This is a genomic window from Streptococcus sp. 'caviae', assembly GCF_001937065.1.
Lineage (GTDB): Bacteria > Bacillota > Bacilli > Lactobacillales > Streptococcaceae > Streptococcus.
The window spans coordinates 75,082-97,828 of record NZ_MOWR01000004.1; the positions used below are offsets into that span (position 1 = coordinate 75,082).

General features: G+C 42.6%; 24 protein-coding genes. 20 read left to right on the forward strand and 4 right to left on the reverse strand.

Annotated elements, in window-relative coordinates:
• Nucleotides 1–222: 222 nt before the first annotated feature.
• The 6 genes from serC to nth all read left to right on the forward strand — a co-directional run bounded on the left by serC (nt 223) and on the right by nth (nt 4,968).
• Nucleotides 223–1,314: a 3-phosphoserine/phosphohydroxythreonine transaminase gene (gene serC / locus BMI76_RS05275; RefSeq protein WP_075346549.1), complete on the forward strand. Its 1,092-nt coding sequence runs from the start codon at nt 223–225 to the stop codon at nt 1,312–1,314.
• 104 nt (nt 1,315–1,418) lie between these two features.
• Nucleotides 1,419–1,949, forward strand: coding sequence for a GNAT family N-acetyltransferase (locus tag BMI76_RS05280; RefSeq protein ID WP_075346550.1), 531 nt, complete (start codon nt 1,419–1,421; stop codon nt 1,947–1,949).
• A gap of 92 nt (nt 1,950–2,041) precedes the next feature.
• On the forward strand, nt 2,042–3,235 hold the full coding sequence (locus BMI76_RS05285) for a phosphoglycerate dehydrogenase (protein ID WP_075346551.1): 1,194 nt from the start codon (nt 2,042–2,044) through the stop codon (nt 3,233–3,235).
• A gap of 149 nt (nt 3,236–3,384) precedes the next feature.
• Nucleotides 3,385–3,900, forward strand: coding sequence for a methylated-DNA--[protein]-cysteine S-methyltransferase (locus BMI76_RS05290; RefSeq protein WP_075346552.1), 516 nt, complete (start codon nt 3,385–3,387; stop codon nt 3,898–3,900).
• Nucleotides 3,901–3,917: 17 nt separating this feature from the next.
• A complete protein-coding gene (locus BMI76_RS05295) occupies nt 3,918–4,271 on the forward strand; it encodes an arsenate reductase family protein (RefSeq protein WP_075346553.1) in 354 nt (117 codons plus the stop codon).
• 67 nt (nt 4,272–4,338) lie between these two features.
• Entirely contained in the window at nt 4,339–4,968 is a 630-nt protein-coding gene (gene nth / locus BMI76_RS05300) for an endonuclease III (protein WP_075346554.1), read from the forward strand.
• Nucleotides 4,969–5,057: 89 nt separating this feature from the next.
• Here nth and BMI76_RS05305 read toward each other — a convergent pair whose 3' ends face one another.
• Together BMI76_RS05305 and BMI76_RS05310 are read right to left on the reverse strand one after the other, a co-directional pair.
• Nucleotides 5,058–5,885 (reverse strand): exodeoxyribonuclease III, encoded by an 828-nt coding sequence (locus BMI76_RS05305; RefSeq protein ID WP_075346555.1) that lies wholly within the window; start codon nt 5,883–5,885, stop codon nt 5,058–5,060.
• A gap of 356 nt (nt 5,886–6,241) precedes the next feature.
• On the reverse strand, nt 6,242–6,883 hold the full coding sequence (locus BMI76_RS05310) for a deoxynucleoside kinase (RefSeq protein WP_075346556.1): 642 nt from the start codon (nt 6,881–6,883) through the stop codon (nt 6,242–6,244).
• Between the two features lie 337 nt (nt 6,884–7,220).
• Here BMI76_RS05310 and BMI76_RS05315 point away from each other — a divergent pair, with 337 nt between their 5' ends.
• From BMI76_RS05315 to BMI76_RS05330, 5 genes are all read left to right on the forward strand, one after another.
• Nucleotides 7,221–8,057, forward strand: coding sequence for a hypothetical protein (locus BMI76_RS05315; protein ID WP_075346557.1), 837 nt, complete (start codon nt 7,221–7,223; stop codon nt 8,055–8,057).
• A gap of 121 nt (nt 8,058–8,178) precedes the next feature.
• Nucleotides 8,179–8,310, forward strand: coding sequence for a hypothetical protein (locus tag BMI76_RS10880; protein WP_257615244.1), 132 nt, complete (start codon nt 8,179–8,181; stop codon nt 8,308–8,310).
• The gene (locus BMI76_RS05320; protein WP_075346558.1) at nt 8,310–8,747 is read left to right on the forward strand and encodes a hypothetical protein; all 438 of its coding nucleotides are present in this window, start codon (nt 8,310–8,312) and stop codon (nt 8,745–8,747) included. The genes BMI76_RS10880 and BMI76_RS05320 overlap by 1 nt, the downstream gene beginning before the upstream one ends.
• Nucleotides 8,748–8,870: 123 nt before the next feature.
• Nucleotides 8,871–10,877 carry a methionine--tRNA ligase gene (metG, locus tag BMI76_RS05325; protein ID WP_075346559.1) on the forward strand — a complete coding sequence of 669 codons (2,007 nt, stop codon included), beginning with the start codon at nt 8,871–8,873 and terminating at the stop codon, nt 10,875–10,877.
• A gap of 211 nt (nt 10,878–11,088) precedes the next feature.
• The gene (locus BMI76_RS05330; RefSeq protein WP_075346560.1) at nt 11,089–11,583 is read left to right on the forward strand and encodes a VIT1/CCC1 transporter family protein; all 495 of its coding nucleotides are present in this window, start codon (nt 11,089–11,091) and stop codon (nt 11,581–11,583) included.
• Nucleotides 11,584–11,654: 71 nt separating this feature from the next.
• Here BMI76_RS05330 and BMI76_RS05335 read toward each other — a convergent pair whose 3' ends face one another.
• Complete coding sequence (locus BMI76_RS05335; protein ID WP_075346561.1) at nt 11,655–12,611, reverse strand: glutathione S-transferase family protein; 957 nt, start codon at nt 12,609–12,611, stop codon at nt 11,655–11,657.
• A 424-nt stretch (nt 12,612–13,035) separates the two neighbouring features.
• On the opposite strand from BMI76_RS05335, the gene BMI76_RS05340 reads away from it, so the two are divergent.
• The 8 genes from BMI76_RS05340 (at nt 13,036) to BMI76_RS05375 (ending at nt 19,129) form a co-directional block, all read left to right on the forward strand.
• Nucleotides 13,036–13,380 carry a PadR family transcriptional regulator gene (locus BMI76_RS05340; protein WP_075346562.1) on the forward strand — a complete coding sequence of 115 codons (345 nt, stop codon included), beginning with the start codon at nt 13,036–13,038 and terminating at the stop codon, nt 13,378–13,380.
• Entirely contained in the window at nt 13,358–14,239 is an 882-nt protein-coding gene (locus BMI76_RS05345) for a hypothetical protein (protein ID WP_075346563.1), read from the forward strand. Before BMI76_RS05340 ends, BMI76_RS05345 begins: the two co-directional genes overlap by 23 nt.
• Before the next feature lie 794 nt (nt 14,240–15,033).
• Complete coding sequence (locus BMI76_RS05350) at nt 15,034–15,474, forward strand: ASCH domain-containing protein (protein WP_075346564.1); 441 nt, start codon at nt 15,034–15,036, stop codon at nt 15,472–15,474.
• Nucleotides 15,475–15,547: 73 nt separating this feature from the next.
• Complete coding sequence (gene glmU, locus BMI76_RS05355; protein WP_075346565.1) at nt 15,548–16,927, forward strand: bifunctional UDP-N-acetylglucosamine diphosphorylase/glucosamine-1-phosphate N-acetyltransferase GlmU; 1,380 nt, start codon at nt 15,548–15,550, stop codon at nt 16,925–16,927.
• A gap of 9 nt (nt 16,928–16,936) precedes the next feature.
• Nucleotides 16,937–17,488: an NUDIX hydrolase gene (locus tag BMI76_RS05360; RefSeq protein WP_075346566.1), complete on the forward strand. Its 552-nt coding sequence runs from the start codon at nt 16,937–16,939 to the stop codon at nt 17,486–17,488.
• A 10-nt stretch (nt 17,489–17,498) separates the two neighbouring features.
• Nucleotides 17,499–17,819 carry a cell wall synthase accessory phosphoprotein MacP gene (macP, locus tag BMI76_RS05365; RefSeq protein WP_075346567.1) on the forward strand — a complete coding sequence of 107 codons (321 nt, stop codon included), beginning with the start codon at nt 17,499–17,501 and terminating at the stop codon, nt 17,817–17,819.
• Nucleotides 17,820–17,830: 11 nt separating this feature from the next.
• Nucleotides 17,831–18,520 carry a 5'-methylthioadenosine/adenosylhomocysteine nucleosidase gene (locus BMI76_RS05370; RefSeq protein ID WP_075346568.1) on the forward strand — a complete coding sequence of 230 codons (690 nt, stop codon included), beginning with the start codon at nt 17,831–17,833 and terminating at the stop codon, nt 18,518–18,520.
• 291 nt (nt 18,521–18,811) lie between these two features.
• The gene (locus BMI76_RS05375; protein WP_075346569.1) at nt 18,812–19,129 is read left to right on the forward strand and encodes a hypothetical protein; all 318 of its coding nucleotides are present in this window, start codon (nt 18,812–18,814) and stop codon (nt 19,127–19,129) included.
• 264 nt (nt 19,130–19,393) lie between these two features.
• Here BMI76_RS05375 and BMI76_RS05385 read toward each other — a convergent pair whose 3' ends face one another.
• Entirely contained in the window at nt 19,394–20,164 is a 771-nt protein-coding gene (locus BMI76_RS05385; protein WP_075346571.1) for a peptidylprolyl isomerase, read from the reverse strand.
• Nucleotides 20,165–20,368: 204 nt separating this feature from the next.
• On the opposite strand from BMI76_RS05385, the gene BMI76_RS05390 reads away from it, so the two are divergent.
• Complete coding sequence (locus BMI76_RS05390; RefSeq protein WP_075346572.1) at nt 20,369–22,738, forward strand: DNA translocase FtsK; 2,370 nt, start codon at nt 20,369–20,371, stop codon at nt 22,736–22,738.
• Nucleotides 22,739–22,747 lie beyond the last annotated feature (9 nt).

Sequence of the window (22,747 nt, forward strand, 5' to 3'; positions counted from 1 at the left end):
TACAAGATAAGCGAACAGGCTGTCACTTATTTTTTGTTTTACTTTTAATACTATCAGACCGACTAAGTTTTAATAACTTTTCTGCAGTCGGTTTTTTGTCTGCCCTTTGGTTTGTGTACAGATTCTTCTTGTTTCTGCTTTTAAAAATTGCTGCCAATTGAAATTAGTTTACAAAATTCTGAAAATTTGTGATATAATTTACTTACTTTAAGGAGGTATCAGATGACAATTTACAATTTCTCTGCAGGTCCTGCAGTATTGCCAAAGCCTGTTCTTGAAAAAGCACAGGCTGAGTTCTTGAATTATAATCACTCAGGTATGAGCGTTATGGAATTATCTCATCGCTCCAAAGAATTTGATGACATCATCAAGGACGCTGAGCGTTTGCTCCGTGATTTGATGGTTATTCCTGATAATTATAAAGTGCTCTTTTTGCAAGGCGGAGCCTCGACTCAATTTTCAATGCTGCCCTTAAACCTTGCCAAAGGCCGTAAAGCCTATTATGTGGTAGCCGGTTCATGGGGGAAGAAAGCTTATACAGAAGCTGTGAAATTGTCCAAAACGATTCCTTTTGAGCCAGTTCTTTTGGCCTCATCAGAAGATACAGTCTATGACCATATCCCAGAAATGGACAGCCAGCAAATTGACAAAGATGCAGCTTATGTGCACATCACTACCAATAATACCATTGAAGGAACAGCCATTTATGACCTTCCTGAGACTCATGGTGTTCCAATCGTGGCTGACATGTCTTCCAATATTTTAGCGGTTCGTTACAATGTCGCTGACTTCGGTCTGATTTATGCCGGAGCCCAAAAAAATATTGGTCCTGCCGGTGTTACCATCGTGATTGTCCGTGACGATTTACTAAATGACGAGCCGGTGCTTTCAAGTATGCTGGACTACCGCATTCAGGCCGATGCCGGTTCACTTTACAATACACCGCCAACTTACGGCATTTATATTGCCAAATTAGTCTTTGAATGGGTCAAAGAGCTGGGCGGCGTTGATGCTATGGAAAAGATAAACCGCGAAAAATCCGGGCTGCTCTACGACTTTATTGAACAATCTGACTTCTACAGCAGTCCCGTCAAAAATCCTAAAGACCGTTCTGTAGCTAACATTCCTTTTGTGACTCCAAGCAAGGACTTGGATGCTGAATTTGTTGCTCAGGCCGATGCCCTTGGCTTCAAAAATATCAAGGGCCACCGCAGCGTCGGAGGCATGCGTGCCAGCCTTTACAATGCCTTTCCGCGTCAAGGAGTGCTGGATTTGCTGGAATTTATGAAAAAATTTGAAGAGGAAAATAAGTAATACTTAAGCCGGTTTTTGGGATTAAAAAAGCAATAGGCTGGTATTATTGAAGCTCAAAAACTGAAAGACAGAGAAGGCGCAGCCTTAAAAAGCAGGTAGAAAAAATGGACATTAGATTAGCTTTTCCAAATGAAATAGACCGTATTATGTCTATTATTGATGAAGCTAGAGAGGGAATGGCCTCTTACGGAAGCGACCAGTGGCAGGGTGATTACCCTAATCAAGAAATTATTTTTGAAGATATTTTAGAAGGGCGCGGCTATGTTGCCCTTGCTGAAGGGGAGATTGCGGCTTATGCGGCAGTTATTGATGGACATGAGGCTGCTTATGATCAAATTTATGAAGGCGAATGGAAGCATAAAAACCATCGCTATGTGACTTTCCACCGAGTTGCTGTAGCCAGTGCTTACCAGGGGCAGCAAGTTGCCCAGACCTTTCTTCAAGGCTTGATTGAAGGCTATGCGGGACATGATTTTCGCTGTGATACCCATGAAAAGAACAAGGCTATGCAGCATATTTTGGAAAAATTGGGCTTTGTCTACTGCGGAAAAGTTCCCCTAAACGGTGTTAGACTGGCCTATCAAAAAATAAAAACCAAAGGTGAAAACAGCCTCTATCAAGAAATTGAGGAATAAGTCAGAAGGACTTTGAACTGCTTGGTCAATCAGGCAGTGTCAGATTATAGCAGAAAAGGAGACGCCAAGGATTTTCCAAGGCATGAACAAGTATGGTATTTAGTGTAAGAACATTTAATAATATTAATCAAATCGGATTAAAAGAATTAGGCAATGGTTTCCAAATTGACGGCGATTTGAAAGACAATCCGGATGCCTATATTATTCGGAGTGAAAATCTTCATAAGGCTGATTTTCCTGAAAATTTAAAGGCCATTGCCCGTGCGGGTGCAGGAACCAATAACATTCCCATCGATGCAGCCACTGCCAAAGGAATTGTCGTTTTTAATACACCCGGTGCCAATGCCAATGCGGTTAAAGAAGCTGTCATTGCATCTATTTTGCTGGCAGCGCGTGATTATATCTCAGCTAACCGTTGGGTGAATACCTTGTCAGGAGATGATGTTCCTAAGCAGGTTGAAGCAGGTAAGAAACAGTTTGCCGGAACAGAAATTGCCGGAAAAACCTTGGGAGTTATCGGCCTTGGTGCTATCGGTGCCCGTATTGCTAACGATGCCCGCCGTCTGGGCATGAATGTACTGGGTTACGACCCTTATGTATCTATTGAGGCTGCTTGGAATATTTCCAGCCATGTCAAACGTGTCAATGATCTGAAAGAAATCTTTGAAAACTCAGATTACATTACCGTCCATGTTCCTTTGACAGAAGATACCAAGGATACCTTCGATGCAGACAGTTTTGGTCTGATGAAAAAAGGAACGGTCGTTATTAACTTTGCCCGCGGTGAGCTGGTAGATAATGAAGCCCTGTTTGATGCGATTGAAACGGGTGTTGTCAGACGCTACTTTACCGATTTTGGAAGCGAAGAACTGCTCAATAAGGAAGGCATAACGGTCTTTCCGCATGTTGGCGGCTCTACCGCAGAAGCTGAGCTGAACTGTGCTATTATGGCCGGACAAACCATCCGCCGTTTCATGGAAACCGGTGAGATTACCAATTCGGTCAACTTCCCTAACATGCACCAAGCCTTGACAGCACCTTATCGGATTACTTTAATCAATAAAAATGTTCCTAACATTGTAGCGCGCCTGTCAACTGCCGTTTCTGATTTGGATATTAATATTGATAATATTCTGAACCGCTCAAGAGGAGAATATGCTTATACAATTCTTGACCTTGATGAAACGGATAAAGGAAAAATTGATGAGCTGGTAGCTAATTTTGAAGCCAGCGACAATATTGTCCGCGTCCGCTTGATTAAGGGAAAGAGCAAGTCAGCCAAATAACCGGCTGAAAATGAGGGTGATAGTTAGCTCGATCATGGGCTGACATCACCTTTTTCTATAATTATTTGATCCCAGACAGGAGCAGCAAAAGGTTAACAGTGTTTGCTGTTTCACTCAACGTTTTCGCTAATAGCAAAAGGAGGCTGCCCATGACCCTATACAAGCAAATCTATCATTCTCCTTTGGGAGATTTATCGTTGGCTGCCGATGAGCAGGGGCTTATTGGTATCTGGTTTGTCGGTCAAAAATATTTTGAACAGGGTATAAGCCACCAAGCGTTTTTAGAAGCTGCCAACCCTGTTTTAAGTCAAGCAAAGCAGTGGCTGGATGCCTATTTTGCCGGAGAAAAACCTGAGCAAGATAAGCTTGTGCTGTCTCCTCGGGGGACCCCTTTTCAAAAGCAGGTCTGGCAGGCATTGCGGGAAATTCCTTTGGGTCAAACGCAGACTTATGGCGAAATTGCTAAGAAGATAAACTGCCACTCTGCCCAAGCAGTCGGTGGAGCTGTCAGCCGCAATCCTTTAAGTATTATTGTTCCCTGCCACCGGGTTCTAGGTTCTAACGGCCAACTGACAGGTTATGCCGGCGGTATAGATAAAAAAATCTGGCTCTTGCAGCATGAAGGTGTTAAGCTTGACAAGCAGCCTGTCTTCTCGTTAAGATAGAACAGAAAGGAGAAATAATGCTTGTATTTTATGAATACCCTAAATGCAGTACCTGCCGCAGAGCCAAGGCAGAGCTGGATCAGCTGGGTCTTGAATATCAGTCGGTTGACATTAAAAAAAATCCGCCGCAGGCAGATTTTATCAAAAAGTTGATAACAGCCAGCGGACTGGAACTGAAAAAAATTTTCAACACTTCCGGTCAGTCCTACCGGGCGCTGGGCTTGAAGGATAAAATAGATCAGCTCAGCCTTGAGGAAGCTGCTGATTTATTGGCTGGTGACGGTATGCTGATAAAGCGTCCGCTTCTGATCAAAGACGGCAAACTCTTACAAGTTGGCTATCGGACCAATTATGCAAATCTCAGCTTTTAAAAGCCGAGATTTTTTCTTTCCTTTACCTTTCATGCTATAATGGAAACAAGGAGAAATTGGAATTATTATGGTTTTATCAAAAAAACGAGCTCGCAAGGTTTTAGAAGAAATTATTGCTCTTTATCCTGATGCCAAACCTAGCCTAAATTTTAAAAATCATTTTGAACTGCTGATTGCTGTTGTCTTATCGGCCCAAACAACGGATGCCGCAGTCAATAAGGTGACACCGGCTTTATTTGCAGCCTATCCGAAGCCCAAGGATCTGGCCGAAGCGAATTTAAAAGATATTGAGTCCTACATTTCAAAAATCGGCCTCTACCGCAATAAGGCAAAGTTTTTAAAAGAGTGCTCACAGCAGTTAATGGACAGGTATGGAGGAGAAGTGCCCCATACGAGAAAAGAGCTGGAAAGTCTATCAGGTGTGGGCAGAAAAACGGCGAATGTTGTGATGAGTGTGGGCTTTGGCTATCCTGCCTTTGCCGTTGATACCCATGTCAGCCGTATTTGCAAGCATCACGATATCGTTAAAAAATCGGCGACGCCTCTGGAAGTGGAAAAACGTGTTACCGATGTTTTGCCGCCGGAACTCTGGCTGTCTGCCCATCAGGCCATGATTTATTTCGGTCGGGAAATCTGTCATCCTAAAAATCCAGAGTGTCATCAGTATCCTCAGCTTTACGATTTTTCAGATTGTTAGTATATCAAAAAAAAATTGAGGCAGACCGTATAATTTACGGTCTGCCTCAATCTTTTTGCACTTAAATCAGCAGATATGCTAAGGGGTTATCACAAGTCAACCTTTAGCATAATCGGCGTGTGATCCTGCCGTGTTCCGGAGTCGATCATTTCCGATTTAAGAACTTTGTCGGCAATACGATTGCTGGTCAGCCAATAATCAATTCTCCAGCCTGAATTGTTGATTTTGCTGGTTTTGCTGCGTTGAGCCCACCATGAGTAAACATCAGGAATGTCACCGTGGATATAGCGGAAGGTATCTGTAAAACCTTTGGCCAATAAGTTGGTGAATCCGGCACGTTCTTCATCTGTGAAACCTGGAGAGCGGCGGTTGCTGGACGGATGAGCAAGGTCAATTTCCTGATGGGCGACGTTGTAGTCCCCTGCTGCCAAAACAGGCTTTTGCTTATCTAATTCTGCCAGATAAGCAGCATATTTTTCATCCCAAATTTGCCTGTCTTCCAGACGTTTAAGACCATCGCCGGCATTGGGCGTGTACACTTGCGTAACAAAAAATTGATCAAATTCAAGTGTGATGATCCGTCCCTCAGCATCCATCGTTGCCGGAGCACCAATGTTAGGGTAAGTGACAGTTGGTTTAAGCTCCGATTTATAGATAAACATGGTACCGGCATAGCTCTTGCGCGCAGGTTCCACAGAAGAACGCCAGGCAATATCGTAATCAGCAAAATAGTTTTTTAGAATCTCCAAGTGCTTTTTGGTCGGCCCTTTAGCAGGCAGTTTTGTTTCCTGAATCGCAATGATATCAGGTTTTTTCTCAGCTAAAGTATCAATAACCGCACGTGAAAGCAGGGCTCGGGCTGAATCGCTGGTAAGAGCGGCATTAAGAGAGTCAATATTCCAGGAAATAAGTTTCATAAATAAGATACCAAGAACATACCCCAGTCCGGCAAACTGAGGAAATCAGCGAAAATAAAAGCCTTTCCTGTCTATTTTGCAGACGCTGGCAAGACGTTTTTTTCGCTGGTGTTCTGTCTTTCTAATCCATTTTTTATTATTGTATCAAAAAATAAGTCTCAGAGCGACTGAAACAGTCTGAAGTGACTTGTTAGCATTTCGTCAAATCCTAATATCAGCTGAACCTTTGAACTATCTTTCCAGACAGCTCAAAGGTTCAGCAGGGCGCAAACACTGTTCTGCCTTGTAAAACTGAGCGAAGCCATAGAAATCAAAAAAAGACAAAAGGCATTCTTCCGGAAGAAGCTCTGTGAGAATTAGTTTTCGCCTATTCCAAGGGCGTTCATTTCTTGCTGGATCATACGGTAGACAGCTTCCCAATCCTTGGTTTTATTGATGTCAAAGTCATCTGTCTGAATCCTCATTTTAGGACTGTAATGATAGTTTTCATACCAGTCCTTGTAGTTGCGATGCAGCAGCTGGTAGTAATCCATGAGGCCGTTATCTTTTGTCGGCTGTTCAAAGGAGCGGCCGCGTTTTTTAATATTGTTTAAGATGTGGTCAAAACTGCCGTCTAAATAGATTAAAAGATCCGGTGCCTTCTTAGGCAGCCCATTGATTTCTTCCATCATATTGTCCAGAAGTTCCAGATAAATCTGATATTCCTGCTGGCTGATACTTCCTTGTAAGGTATTGATGTAGGTAAACAGTGCATCTTCATAGATGGAGCGGTCCAGAACATTGTTATCCTGATGGTAGGCACTCTTGATGGATCTAAACCGTTTGTTGAGAAAGTAAATCTGCAAAGCAAAACCGTATTTTTCAGGATCTTCATAATACTTATCCAAAATAGGGTTGTTATCAACAGGCTCAAAAAAGGCCTGAGTTCCTAGGCTTTCTGCAATACGGGATGTATAAGTTGTTTTTCCGACGCCAATCATCCCAGCTAATATAATCACGATTGTCAAGCACCTCCGACTAGAAAGACTGTACTTTGCTGTTTAGACAGACAGTAAAGCAAGTCTTTGCACAATGTTTTAAGATTAGGTATTTGCACAATATATTGTGCAGCAATTAATATAATAACACTAGATATTGTATTTAATCAAGTCTTAAGCCATAATAATTTTATGAGCCGCTCAAATAGTTCTTAGGGGTAGCTTCATGAGGCCGCAGGCTTTCATGATTGTTTTAGAATAAGATCGTTTAAAAGCCAAAAAACATTTAAAAAATTCTGCAAAATGGGCCTGTAAGTATGGTAAAATAAAAGAGTAATAAATTATTAAGGAGTTCAAGATGAATCAAAACGAATGGCAACAGCAATTCCGGGCAGCAAATGGACGCGAGCCCAGCCAAGAAGAGTTTCAGGCAGCTTTTCAGAGAGGAGAATTTACAGAGACCCGTCAAAAAGCTAAGAAAAAGATGAAAACATCAACAATTGTTATTATCAGTGTGGTGTCTGCTCTTGCAGTTTTACTGCTGATTGCTGCCGGTGCTACGGGTTATTATTACTACACGGGCAATATAGACGGTGTTTGGGAAAGAGATTCTTCATCTTTTTACAGTTCAAAAAAAGATAAGTGGATCGATTTGGATAAACAAAATGAAACATACGGCATGGATTACCACAGCTTTTTGAACATTAAAAAAGGTTCCGTGAAAACCTATGCTTATTATCGGTTAAAAAATTACGACGGACTGGGCAGTGATGAAAGCTATAATTATGTCGGAAGTGTCAGCACTGCCTATACCGGTCATATCAGACCTATGCATAAGGTCAATGTCTGGAAGAGAGAGTTTGAGCTTTCTATTTCTCAAGAAGACTTTTTAAAGGATATGAACCGCTATATAAAGGATCATATTGAAAGTAGATATTCCACCACCAACTATATTCAACAGCTGAAAGACTCTTACAAAAAGGATTTTAAAAACCAGAAAAAGGAAAGAGTTTCCTATCAGAAGAAGGGCAGTCGTTTGATTGTTAAGGGATATAACAAAAAAGGCAAATTAACAAATAAAGCCATCTACATCAAACGCACCGGCAAAGCTGCTGATAAGCTGTCTAAAGCGTACAAAAAGGCTGTAAATGATGAACGTAAAGCCTTAGAAAAGCTGAATTCTGTAGATTATTAAGGCAGCCATGCCAATCGCTAAGAATAGAACCCACAGTCATTTTTGCTGCGGGTTCTATTTCACTTGTCTTGATTAAGTCCTTATTGATATACTAAGATAGTATGGGAAGAAAGAGGAGAACATGTCCTTTCTCACAGCCATCATTGATGATTATTTAGCAGAGTCTGATGTCTCCCTGGCTTATTTTGATAAGGAAGGATGTTCAGGCGGGAAAATATGCGGACACTTGTCAGAAAAGTTGGGAGGACTTTAATGTTAGGTTTACAAAAGCTATTTGCGCCATTGTTTTCAAAAAAAGCAGGATCAGTACAAAAACAAAAAGAGCAAATCGAACTCTCTCCAGAGCTTCTTAAGCAGGTTAAGAAGCGTTTTAAGGTCATCTATCAGGATTTTCAGATAGGAAAATATGCGGCCGCTTTTGAGCGTTTTGACACTTGTCAGAAAAGTTGGGAAGACTTTAATCAAGAAGTTCAGGATTTCCTCAGCAGCCAAAATCTTACTGCCTTTCATCTCATTCCTTTTGACGAGGCAGAAATTGCTATCCTGGAAGTCGCTGATGGTCATTTTGAAGCTGATTTGTTTCTTTATGATACTGAGGCACAAGAGTTTCCTGAATTTTATCTCATTTGCAAAGTTAGCTACCAAGATGAGATCTTAAAAACGATAGAATTAGTTGAATTGGGATACTAAATAACAGTTCATCGTCCAAAATACTTTGACAGACCGAGAATCTCGGTCCTTTTTTCTTGCTCCAAATCGTGGTATAATAAATTGTTACTATAAACGCGTCTCATTTGCGCGAAAGGAGTCATAATGACAGAAAATAAATCTTTTTATATTACAACACCGATTTACTACCCATCAGGGAAATTGCATATCGGCTCAGCCTATACGACCATTGCCTGCGATGTTTTGGCACGCTACAAGCGTATGATGAACTACGATGTTTTTTATCTGACGGGACTGGATGAGCACGGTCAAAAAATTCAGCAAAAAGCTGAAGAAGCTGGCATCACGCCTCAGGCTTATGTAGACGGTATGGCAGTAGGGGTCAAGGAACTCTGGAAACTCCTTGATATCTCTTACGACAAGTTTATCCGCACGACTGACGACTATCATGAAAAGGTTGTGGCTGCTGTTTTTGAAAAATTGCTGGCGCAGGATGATATTTACTTGGGTGAGTATTCAGGCTGGTATTCTGTCTCTGACGAGGAATTTTTCACGGAAAGCCAACTGGAAGAAGTCTTCCGTGATGAAAACGGTGAAGTTATTGGTGGGATTGCACCGTCAGGGCACGAAGTAGAGTGGGTGTCAGAAGAGTCTTATTTCTTACGTCTGAGCAAATATGCTGACCGCTTGGTAGACTTTTTCCATGCGCATCCTGATTTTATCCAGCCGGATGGCCGTATGAATGAAATCATCAAAAACTTTATCGAACCCGGTCTGGAAGACTTGGCCGTATCGCGTACCTCTTTTACATGGGGGGTTAAGGTGCCATCGAATCCTAAACACATCGTTTATGTCTGGATTGATGCTTTGCTTAATTATGCGACAGCTCTTGGTTACGGTCAGGAAGACCACGCTAATTTTGATAAATTCTGGAACGGCACGGTCTTTCACATGGTTGGTAAAGACATCCTGCGTTTCCACTCTATCTACTGGCCAATCATGCTCATGATGCTGGATATGAAATTGCCTGAGCGTCTCATTGCTCACGGCTGGTTTGTCATGAAAGACGGTAAAATGTCTAAATCAAAGGGCAATGTCGTCTATCCAGAAATGCTGGTAGAGCGTTATGGACTTGATTCCCTGCGCTACTACCTCATGCGTTCATTGCCGGTCGGATCAGATGGAACCTTCACACCGGAAGATTATGTTGGCCGTATCAACTATGAGCTCGCCAATGACCTTGGTAACCTGCTTAACCGTACGGTTGCCATGATTAATAAATATTTCGGCGGCGAAATTCCTGCTTACGTGGAAAATGTGACAGCCTTTGATGCTGATTTGGCAGCAGTTGTTGCTGACAATTTGGCAGAATACCACAAGCAAATGAACGCCGTGGATTATCCGCGTGCGCTTGAAGCGGTTTGGAATATTATTTCTCGTACCAATAAGTATATCGACGAAACAGCTCCTTGGGTATTGGCTAAAGATGACGCTAAACGTGATGAATTGGCAGCTGTTATGGTCCATTTGGCAGCCAGCCTGCGCGTGGTAGCTCATCTCATTCAGCCGTTTATGATGACCACTTCAAACGCCATTATGGAGCAGCTTGGTTTGGCTGGCCAATTTGACCTTGAACACCTGACTTTGGCCAATTTCCCAGAGGGTGTCAAAGTAACGGCTAAAGGCACACCGATTTTCCCGCGTCTGGATATGGATGAGGAAATCGCCTATATCAAAGAGCAAATGGGTGCTGGCTCTGCTATTTCTCAAGAAGAAAGCGAGTGGGATCCAAGCAAAGTTGAACTGAAAAACGAAAAGAAAGCAGTTAAATTTGAAGATTTTGACAAAGTTGAAATCCGCGTAGCTGAGGTCAAGGAAGTATCTAAGGTTGAGGGCTCTGACAAGCTTCTCAAGTTCCGCTTGGATGCCGGCGATGGTGAGGACCGTCAAATTCTCTCTGGTATCGCCAAATACTATCCAAATGAGCAGGAACTGGTCGGTCAGAAAGTCCAGATTGTTGCCAACCTCAAACCGCGCAAGATGATGGGCTTGATTAGCCAAGGCATGATTCTTTCGGCTGAGCATGCTGATGGTACACTGAGCGTTTTGACGGTGGATCCGGCTGTGCCTAAGGGCAGTCAGATTGGCTAGAGATGTCTGGTTTAATAAAAAATCAGCAGAAATTTTCTGCTGATTTTTTGCCGTAAATGGCAGTGCTGTTCCCTAACTTCTCGTCTTAGTCGTATGTGCAGCTGCCTCAAGAGTTTTTAATTGTAATTATTCTAAATAAGAGTATAATGATATATATATTTAGAATGATTCTAAATGAAATGGTGTTTAAAATAGTCGGAGGACAGCTTTAATGACGAATTTGAAAGATTATGCCAAATCAATTGTTTATGGAGGTTTGGATGGTATTATCACGACTTTTGCCGTGGTTGCCGGTGCGGTAGGAGGAAAGCTTGGAACGATGACCATTATTATTCTGGGCTTTTCAAATTTACTGGCAGATGGTTTTTCCATGGCTATCGGTGATTACTTGAGTTCAACAACGGAAAAGCACACGGATAACAAACAGGCTGTTAAAAATGCTTTGGCAACCTTTCTTGCTTTTAATGGTTTTGGCCTGCTCCCTCTATTGTCTTACCTGCTCATCAATCAAGTGGAGCTGTTTCGGAATTACACCTTCCTTATTGCCTGCCTGCTTGTTGCTTTGGCTCTGGTTTTGCTGGGAATAGTGAAGGCTGCCATTACCCACCAATCCAAACGAAAAGAGGTTGTACGTACAGTAACAGTCGGTCTTATTGCCACCTTTGTTGCTTACTATGTCGGCTATTTATTGGGGCTGTTGGCCTAACAAGGTTGAAAAAAAGAGTGAGAAAAAATCAATTTCTTCGAAATGACGATGGCTTCTCACTCTTTTTGTTTTTATAAAGACCAGTCTAATTCTGGTCCGACTGGCACGATACCCGTTGGATTGATGGTCTTGTGGCTGCCGTAGTAGTGCTTTTTGATATGGCCAAAATTAACCGTAGCAGCAATACCGGGCATTTTATAAATGCCTTTGGTGTAGTTCCACAGATTGGGATAGTCAACAAGGCGGCGGATATTGGTTTTGAAATGTCCGTAGTAGACGCTGTCAAAGCGTACCAGCGTTGTGAAGAGGCGGATATCCGCTTCGGTGAAACGGCTGCCAACGAGAAAGTCATTGGCAGATAGCAGAGCTTCTAATTTATCCAGTGCAGCAAAGAGATTTTTGACCTCTTCCTCGTAGACGGCCTGAGAAGTAGCAAAACCTGCCTTGTAGACACCATTGTTGATATTTGGGTAGACAAAATCATTCATGGCATCAATGTCAGCCCGAAGTTCTTCTGGGTAATAATCATCGGTGTTGCCTGTGATGTCATTGAAAGCAGTGTTAAGCATGCGCATGATTTCAGCAGATTCATTGTTGACAATGGTCTTGGTTTTCTTGTCCCACAGAACAGGTACAGTCACACGGCCGGAATAATCAGGCTGCGCAGCCAAATAAACTTGGTAGAGATAGTCGCTATGCAGCTCAGGGTCAGCAATGACACCGTCAGCCTGCTCGAAGGTCCAGCCGTGCTCCAGCATGAAAGGATTGACCACCGAAATGGAGATGTGCTCTTCTAAGCCTTTGAGGGTGCGCATGATAAGGGTGCGGCTGGCCCAAGGACAGGCCAGTGAGATGTAGAGGTGGTAGCGGCCGGACTCAGCCTTGAAGCCGCTTTTGCCAGTTGGACCGGCGGAGCCGTCCTTAGTAATCCAGCTGCGAAATTGTGTGGTCGTGCGAATAAATTTTCCGCCGGTTGACTTGGTGTCATACCACTTGTCAACCCATTTGCCGTTTTGTAAAAGTCCCATAATAAATAGTCAAGTCAGCAGGGCTTGATTTTTTATTTGCCCGACTAATCTTGTTTCCTTTCTTTTTAAGTTGTTACTATATAGTGATAGTTTAACCTTTTAACCGAAAAGATACAAATTTTCAGCTTGAAATGACAAGCATCAAAGACAGTTGTCTCTTTAGCGATTGTTTTTACATGTCACTGTTTACTGGCTTGTCAAAAGGCTGATTGATATAGAATTAGGAATTTATTTTTAGAATCTCAGCTACTATGCTTTACATACTAGTGAAAACATGCTATACTAAAAGAGAAAAGGTAGTAGGTATTACATACTAGTAAAAAAGGAAACGATGAGTCCAATGACTGTGCTGATGAAAGTGCTTTTTGACTGGCAGGGGTATTATACTAATTAAGCATGTTCGAAAATAAATAGGGTGAAGCTAATGAATGAAACGCAAATGCTCAAAGGCGTGTTAGATGGCTGTGTGCTTCAAATCATTGCCAAAGAAGAAATTTACGGCTATGAGCTTGTGCAGCGGCTAAAGAAAGCAGGTTTTGTCAATATGGTGGCGGGAACGGTCTACCCGCTTCTGCAAAAATTGGAGAAAAAAGAGCTCATACAATCTCAGCTGAAACCCTCTCCTGAGGGTCCAGACCGTAAATACTTTATCATAACGGATGCAGGAAAAACTTGTCTATCAAATTTTTGGCAGCAGTGGCAGGATTTGGTAGGCAAAGTTAATGGCTTAAAAGGAAGTGATGACTATGAGAGAAGTACAGATTCATGATTTTTATTTAAAAACACAGGAAGCCGTCAAAGATCTATCGCCAAATAATCGAACATATTTTAAAAAGCTAGAGGATTATATGCTGCTGTCAAGTTTTTTCTACGATGAAATTGAAATTCGTGAACTGCTTTATGGCATGGCTTGTGATTTGGCAGATGCAGACCGGGATGGCATGACAGCGGAGGATTATTTTGGCAGGAAAGCGCAAAAATTGGCAGATCAGGTATTAAAATATGCGACCCTGGAAAAAAAGCGCAGTCTCTTGACTTCGGCGGCTTATATTTTGGGATTTCTCTGGTTTTATCGCTTTCTATCAGATTTTAGCAGTCTGGGTCTGATAGAAGTGAACCTTCTGTCTTATCTGTCTGATGCGCTGATGAGTCTTCTTGTACTTATCTTAACCTTTCAAGTGATAAAATTTGGTATCTGTCATTTCAATCATTGGGGTCGATTTAAATTTAAGATATTTGGAGAAGCAGTGACAATTGGAGAGTGTCTCACCTACTGGTTGGCAGCTCTGCCTTTTATAGGCTGCGTTTTGCTCCGTATTTATGGTGATTATTATTATCCAGACTGGCTGACTTTCCGAATACCTCAGTCTGCAGGCTTTCTTTTGGTAAGTATTCTGGCTCTGGCTGCTATGGTTTTAGTTTGGAAAAATATTATTATCAGACCAGCTATCTGCCCAATTTTAGGTTATCTTATTACGGGATTTTTGAGAGCTGGCGTCAATGCCAAAGTGCTGACAGGTATTTGGCCAGAATTGATTTTACCCTTGATTATTATCATTCTGTCCTATTTGATTTTTATCTTCTGGACACGGAAGAATCTCAAGGACAATAGAGCGCCTTCTCATTAAAGAAATAGTAAATGCTGAGCTATTATCACATTAAGATTAAATAGAAACCAGCTTTGAGCTGGTTCAGACTGAAGAAAAAGTCAATTTTTATCAAAAGAACTATTGTGTTATGATACTTTCCTTAGATAGCGCGGACGGCAAAACCAAACGCCAACGCTATAGCTTTTGACTAGGTTTTGCATGAGATTGCCGTTAGAAATAGTATGGATTTCTAACGGCAATCGTCGCAGCAACTTCCTTTGGAATTTCATACCTAAGTTCAAGATACAATCCGCAGCCTGTGTTCAATTAAGATTTTGAGCCCAAGTCTCAAAATCTCCGAACGAGGCTGGGACAAAAGTCCTTCCTCCTTTAACTATTTAAGATATAGCAGTTTGACGCAGTGGTTGATTGGAGGTCCTTATCCCTTGCTAGGCAAGTGATAGCTCCAACAGTTTGGGGAACTGTTGGAGGATATCCAATTCTATGAACGTTAGTTCATGTCAATCCCTAATCAACTGTGCGGAGGTGGGACAACAAAATCAAAATCGTGATTTTGCCACGATTTACTGATTTTTGTCCCACTCTCGTTTTTTGCTGCAGCGGAAAGTATCTGAGCCAGGCTCGTTCAATTCGCCTATTTTTCTGATAGATTGTGAATTGATACTATCCTAAGATGTGTATGCTTGTGAAATGTTAACTATAGAGTTTGTCTACAACCTGACCAGCTTTAAGCTGGTTTTTTGTGATACAATGAAAAGCAGCAGAAAAATCGTAAGTTTAGATATTTATTTTAGTAGGGCATCGGAGGAATAATGAACGCGCAAGAACTGTGGAATGAGTACAAGCAAATCAATCCGGCTATTGGTGATGAAATGGACGCCTGGGCATTTGGGGCAGAACCCGATCTGCTGGCGCAGCTGGTGCTGGGAGGTGTTAAAACAGCCACGGCCTCGGCTTATGATTTGTATGAAGCAGACAATGAACCCCTGCCTCAGGCAGGCAGCTATGATGTTATTTTGGACAGTCATGATGAGGCTGTCTGCATCATTGAAATTACCAAGGTGACCATTGTTCCTTTTAGGGAAGTGTCCGCTGATCATGCTTTTAAAGAGGGCGAAGGGGACCGTACGCTGACTTGGTGGCGCTCTGTTCACCAGCAGCTTTTTAGGCAGTGGTTTGCAGACTGCGGCTTAGTCTTTACAGAAGACAGTCCCATTGTTCTTGAGGAGTTCCGTCTGGCCTACGTTCCCTAATTTAACAAATGATTAGAAAAGTGCTATAATAAAATGAACATTTTTGTTGTATTATTTTTGCAAAGGACATTTTATGAATAACTATGCTATTATTCTTGCTGCAGGCAAGGGTACCCGAATGAAATCAGATCTTCCCAAAGTTTTGCATAAGGTTGCGGGACTGACCATGTTAGAACATGTTTTTCGCAGTGTTTCGGCTTTGAATCCTGCCAAAAATGTAACAGTTATCGGACACAAGGCCGATCTTGTTAAGGATGTTTTAGCAGATCAGTCTGATTTTGTCCTGCAAACCGAACAGCTTGGAACAGGTCATGCTGTCATGATGGCTGAAGAAGAATTAGCCGGTTTGGACGGACAAACCCTTGTCATTGCCGGAGACACGCCCTTGATTACCGGAGAGAGTCTGCAAAATCTGGTGGATTACCACAGAAATCATAAAAATGTAGCCACGATTTTAACAGCAGAAGCTGATGATCCTTTTGGCTACGGCCGCATTATCCGCAATCAAAATGCCGAAGTGACAAAGATTGTTGAACAAAAGGATGCTTCGGAGTTCGAGCAGCAGGTCAAGGAAATCAACACGGGAACCTATGTCTTTGACAATAAACGCCTCTTTGAAGCTCTGAAAGACATCAATACGGACAATGCTCAGGGCGAGTACTACCTAACAGACGTTATCAGCATCTTTAAAGCAGCTGATGAAAAAGTTGGAGCCTATAAACTTCGTGATTTCAATGAAAGTTTGGGAGTTAATGACCGTGTTGCCCTTGCTAAAGCTGAAAAAGTAATGCGTCAGCGTATCAGCTATGCTCATATGGTCAACGGCGTTAGCTTTACCGACCCAGACAGCACCTATATTGATGCCGATGTTGAGATTGCACCGGATGTCCTTATTGAGGCAAATGTCACACTTAAAGGACAGACAAAGATTGCTTCGGGAGCTGTCCTAACCAATGGCAGCTATATTGTAGATTCGCTGATTGGTGAAAATGCTGTGATTACCAATTCCATGATTGAGTCTTCGCAGGTTGAGCGCAATGTTACGGTTGGTCCTTATGCGCATCTGCGGCCAGATTCTGTTCTGGAAGAAGATGTTCATGTCGGAAACTTTGTTGAGGTCAAAGCTTCAACCCTGGGCAAGGCAACAAAAGCAGGCCATCTGACCTATATTGGCAATGCTGAGGTCGGCCACGATGTCAACTTTGGTGCAGGAACGATTACTGTCAACTACGACGGTCAAAATAAATACAAGACAACCATTGGCAACCATGTCTTTATTGGCAGCAATTCAACGATTATTGCTCCGCTTCAGGTAGGAGATAACGCCCTGACGGCAGCTGGATCAGCAATTCATAAGGATGTTCCGGCGAACAGTGTTGCTATCGGCCGCAGCCGGCAGGTCAATAAAGAAGGCTATGCCAAGAAAAAGCCTCACCATCCGGATAATCATTAGGAGAGATTCATGGAATTCGAAGAAAAAACCATCAAGCGTCAGGAGATTTTTGATGGACAGATTTTTAAGGTTGCTGTTGATGATGTTGAATTGCCCAATCAATTGGGAACAGCTAAGCGCGAACTGATTTTTCATCGGGGTGCGGTCTCTGTTTTGGCTGTTACGCCGGATAATAAACTGGTCATTGTCAAGCAGTACCGCAAGGCAATTGAAAAAATCTCTTATGAAATTCCGGCAGGAAAACTTGAAATCGGTGAAAATGGCGGCGAAAAAGCAGCTGCTCTGCGTGAATTGGAAGAAGAGACGGCTTATACAGGGGATTTGCAGCTGATTTATGAGTTTTATACGGCTATTGGATTTTGCAATGAAAAAATAAAGCTTTATCTGGCTACAAACCTTAAGAAGGTTGCCAATCCGCGTCCGCAGGATGATGATGAGGTTATTGAACTTCTGGAATTAACTTATGATGAATGCATGGAACTGGTGGCATCAGGAGACATTGAAGATGCTAAAACCTTGATTGCTCTGCAGTATTTTGCCTTGCATTTTAAAACTAAATAGAGGAAATGTTATGGGAAAACCGCTTTTAACAGATGAAATGATTGCGCGTGCCAACCGCGGCGAAGAATTTGATGATAAAGAGGATTTTGATCCGGAAAAAACGATTGTCATTCGAACAGACAAAACAGCTGCCTCTGATTACACCGGCAGTGACAGTACTGGTGATTATGATGACGATTTTGATTTTGCTGATTACGATGAAGATCCCATCATCAAAAGCCGCCGTATTGAGAATGCTAAGCGCGGTGAATTTCAGTCTAAACTCAACTGGATTTTAATCGGTATTGCTCTGCTTTTGGCAATCTTAATTTACGCTGTTTTTAAACTTTAAAGGAAAAGAAAATGAAAATCGGAATTATCGCAGCCATGGACCAAGAACTAAAGCTTCTTCTGGAGAAGCTGAATCACAGGACAGAAGATGTTTGTCTGGGACGGACTTATTACAGCGGCCGTCTGGGCAAATATGACGTTGTTCTTGTGAGAAGCGGTGTCGGCAAAGTGATGAGCGCTATGAGCGTCGCTATTTTAGCTGATCATTTTGCGGTTGACGCTCTGATTAATACGGGTTCTGCCGGAGCCTTGGCGCCGGATTTGGGAATTGGCGATGTTGTGGTGGCAGACAGGCTTGCCTACCATGATGTTGACCTGACTGCTTTTGGCTATGCCTTCGGACAGATGTCAGAGCAGCCTCTTTATTTTGAATCGGATAAAACTTTCGTAGCTGCTTTTAAAAAAGTGCTGGCACAGCATCAGATAAATAGTAAGATTGGCTTAATTACCAGCAGTGACTCTTTTATGGCCGGTAAGGAGAAAACCGATTTTGTTAAGGAACACTTTCCGGAGGTTGCAGCCGTAGAAATGGAAGGAGCCGCAGTTGCTCAGGCAGCCTCCGCAGCTCAGCTGCCTTTTGTGGTTATTCGTGCCATGAGCGATACCGCAGCGCACGATGCTAATCTCACCTTTGATGAATTTATCTTGGAAGCTGGTAAGCGTTCTGCCCAAGTTCTTCTGGACTTTTTAGATGTTTTATAGATTCAGGAATCTGATAAAAAGGCCTTAGAACAGTTGTTCTAAGGCTCTTTGGTTTGTACAGATTAAATGATGCCAGAAAATAGTCAGAAAGTTTGCTCTCTTTTTATGCTTAAATATCGATTTCATTAAATAGGCAGAATTGGTCTTGTGTAAAGAAGAGTTAGGGGTTAGAATATAAAATAAATTTTTCAAGGAAATTTTTAGAATCATTACAGGTTTTATTAGTAACCATATGAAAAATTTAAATTGTGTAAAGCTGGTAAGCTCACTATAAAATTTTAGGAGGATTTTATGAGCACAGTAACATTAGATTCAATGGCCTTTGAAGAGTTTAAGATGGCTACCTCAGAAGAACTGACTGAGGTAAATGGTGGAGGTTATATTCTCGCTGCAGCTGGTGCAGCAGGAGGGAGTTATGTAGGTACATCAGCAGGAACCCTAGCTGGACAATATATTGGGAGTACAATTGGTACGATGATTTGCCCAGGTTTAGGATCTGTAGCGGGTTATCTTATGGGAGGAGCTATCGGTGGAGTAACAGGAAAAATTGTTGGCACTGGTGTAGGTGGCTATGTTGGAGCTAGTGTCAATAAAGGCGGTCTTCTTTAAATATTAGATGTATGAAATTGGCTATATAGTGTATCAAAAAGCAAGGATTAAAATGGAAGTGACAATAGATATTATTAATGCAGTCGTTATTATTGCTATGTTTTTTTTAGCTGATCAGGGACTTAAACGTTGTAAATCCAAAAAAATTAGGTTTTATGTTTCAGGTTCTTTGATGCTCTATTTGATTGCAATGGCGATATATTATTATTTACGTAACAAGTAGTGAGAACTTCTCATGGGAAGTTTTTTCACTGCTTTTCTTTTTTACTTGGAAAACTGATAATCTTTTATAACTGTAATCGTCTTGATAAGCACTTTTTCCTGAGGTTTGCCATTTTGATCGGTCTTGACTGCAGCGATGGCATCAATGGCTTTCATGCCTTTAATGACTTGTCCAAAGACGGTATAATTGCCATCAAGCTTGGGTGCTCCGCCCTTCTTATAAGCATTGATTATTTTTTGCGGATAGAGGTCGGATGAGAGCTGCTTAGCCTGATTGGCCTTGTTTTGGACAATGTAAAATTGGCTGGCATTGGTGTGGGAACCGGCATTGGCCATAGCCAGAGCACCCCTTAGATGATAGAGATATTTTGAGTTTTCGTTGGCAAAACCTTGGCCGGAATCTTTTGATTTGTCCTTGCCCTTCCAGATGGATTCGCCGCCGGTGCCGTCACCCTTAGGGTCGCCGCCTTGAACAACAAAATCAGCGATAATACGGTGGAAGGTCAGATTGTTGTAATAACCGTTTTTAGCATGGGTCAGGAAATTTTCAACAGCCAAGGGAGCGTATTTGGGAAACAGCTTAAGGGTAATGTCGCCTTTAGATGTCTTAATTTGAACCTCAGCCTCATTTTTGGCAACCTTTTGAGACAATTGCGGGAAACTGGCCTTGTTTAATTTTTTCAGCTTATTTTCAGCCTTTTGCTTGGCAATGCTGTTATCAACATACTTATCTCCTTTAATAGCACGATCCATGCTTTCACAGCCCGCCAAAAAAACGGCAGCTATTAAAATGAGACTTAAAAATTTTTTCATGATTGCTCCTTGTCTTTGAAAGATAGCTCTATTTTACCATAAAAACGACTGTCCGTTGTCTGTCCTGCTAAATTTTTACCAAGGATTTGAAGGATAGGATTAGTCGTCATGCTTTTCTGCAGTATCTTTAAAGCCTGTCACAAATTTGGAAAAAGAGGCAGGCACTTCTTTCCCCAAATACCATAAAAATGGTATAATAACATCATGGCTAAAGCAAAGAATAAACGAAAAGGACGGAAAACGCGCCGTCCGACAAAAGCAGAATTAGAAAAGCAAAAAGCGATAAAACGAATGGCAGCTGCCTTTATGATAGCATTTGTCCTCTTTTTTGCTGTTTTTAAACTGGGACGGGTAGGGATTACTGTCTACAATATTGTTCGCCTCTTGGTGGGAAGCCTGGCTTACCCTCTTATTTTTGCTGTTTTAATATATCTTTTTGGAGCAAAGTGGCTGCGTAAGTATGAAGGTCTGGTTGGAGGCTTTGTTGTTACCATGCTGGGCTTGCTTTTGGAGTGGCAGGCTTACCTTTTTTCCATGGCCGGTATGGAAGGGCAAAACGTCATTAAGGCAACCCTTCTCATCGTTTTCAGCGATTTGACTAATTTTCGTGTTGCTAATTTTGCCGGCGGCGGTCTTTTAGGGGCACTCTTTTATATGCCGGCAGCCTTTCTGTTTTCTAATATTGGTTCTTTTTTGATAGGCGGTCTGTTTATCCTTTTAGGACTTTTTCTCATGAGTCCTTGGGATGTTTATGATATTATGGACTTTTTCAAAGGAGCCTATGTTAAATTTCAGACCAAGCGTGCAGAACATCGTGAAAGACGCTTTGCTGAGAAAGAAGAAGAGCGCCTTCAGGCTGAATTAGAAGCTGCTCAAAAAGCGCAGGAATTGGCAGAAGTTGAGCATGGGATTAATGCTGCTATTGATTTGGAAACGGGTGAGGTTTTGGATCAGGCTCAGACCATTGATCTGGATGATTTTGACGGTCAGGTACACAGGGAGCCTGAAATTATCGGCTATCAGCCAAATGATGAGGAGGAGACGCTTGAAGAAACGCCTTCTGTCCAGCCGGCTGAAAATACTGAATTAAAACCTGAAGATGACTATTCTGATGAGCCTTTAGAAGTTGACTTTACGCCGAAAGAAAATCTTCACTATAAACTGCCTGGGATTGATTTATTTGCTAAGGACAAGCCTAAAAATCAAAGCAAGGAGAAGAAGCTTGTTCGTGATAATATCAAGATACTGGAAGAAACTTTTGCCAGCTTTGGGATCAAGGCCAGTGTTGAACGTGCTGAAATCGGTCCTTCGGTAACCAAGTATGAAGTCAAGCCTGCTGTTGGTGTCCGCGTCAACCGAATTTCCAATCTTGCAGATGATTTGGCTCTGGCCTTGGCGGCTCAGGATGTCCGGATTGAGGCACCGATTCCCGGCAAATCCTTGGTCGGGATTGAAGTGCCCAACTCTGAAGTGGCAACAGTAACCTTCCGTGAACTCTGGGAGCAGGCTAAGACATCACCGGATAAATTGCTTGAAGTGCCGTTGGGTAAGGCAGTCAACGGCTCGGTCCGCTCCTTTGATTTGGCCAGGATGCCCCATATTTTGGTAGCAGGTTCAACTGGTTCTGGGAAATCAGTAGCGGTCAATGGTATTATTGCCAGCATTCTGATGAAGGCCCGGCCTGATCAAGTCAAGTTTATGATGATTGACCCTAAGATGGTCGAGCTGTCCGTCTACAATGATATTCCGCATTTGCTCATTCCTGTTGTGACCAATCCGCGCAAGGCCAGCAAGGCTCTGCAAAAGGTTGTCGATGAAATGGAAAATCGCTACGAGCTGTTCAGCCATTTTGGAGTGCGCAATATCGCAGGCTACAATGCCAAGGTAGAAGAATTCAACCGCCGCTCAGAAACCAAGCACATTCCTCTGCCGCTCTTGGTGGTTATCGTAGATGAGCTGGCCGACCTTATGATGGTAGCCAGCAAAGAAGTTGAGGATGCCATCATCCGCTTAGGGCAAAAGGCGCGTGCAGCCGGTATTCATATGATTCTGGCGACGCAAAGACCTTCTGTCGATGTTATTTCAGGCCTTATTAAGGCCAATGTTCCCAGCCGGATTGCCTTTGCGGTTTCAAGCGGGACAGACAGCCGAACCATTCTGGATGAGAACGGTGCTGAGAAGCTCCTTGGCCGCGGGGATATGCTCTTTAAGCCGATTGATGAAAATCACCCGGTCCGCCTGCAGGGCTCCTTTATTTCAGATGATGATGTGGAACGTATTGTCTCCTTTATTAAAGAACAAGCTGGTGCTGACTATGATGACAGTTTTGATCCGGGGGAAGTTTCTGAAAATGAGGGCTCTGACGGTAACGGTGCTGCTTCAGAGGGAGACCCGCTCTTTGAAGAAGCCAAGGCACTGGTTTTAGAAACGCAAAAAGCCAGCGCATCAATGCTGCAGCGCCGGCTTTCTGTCGGATTTAATCGGGCTACCCGCCTGATGGAAGAACTGGAAGAAGCCGGTGTTATCGGCCCGGCCGAGGGAACCAAGCCGCGCAAGGTCTTGCAAAGCAATTAAATAAAAATG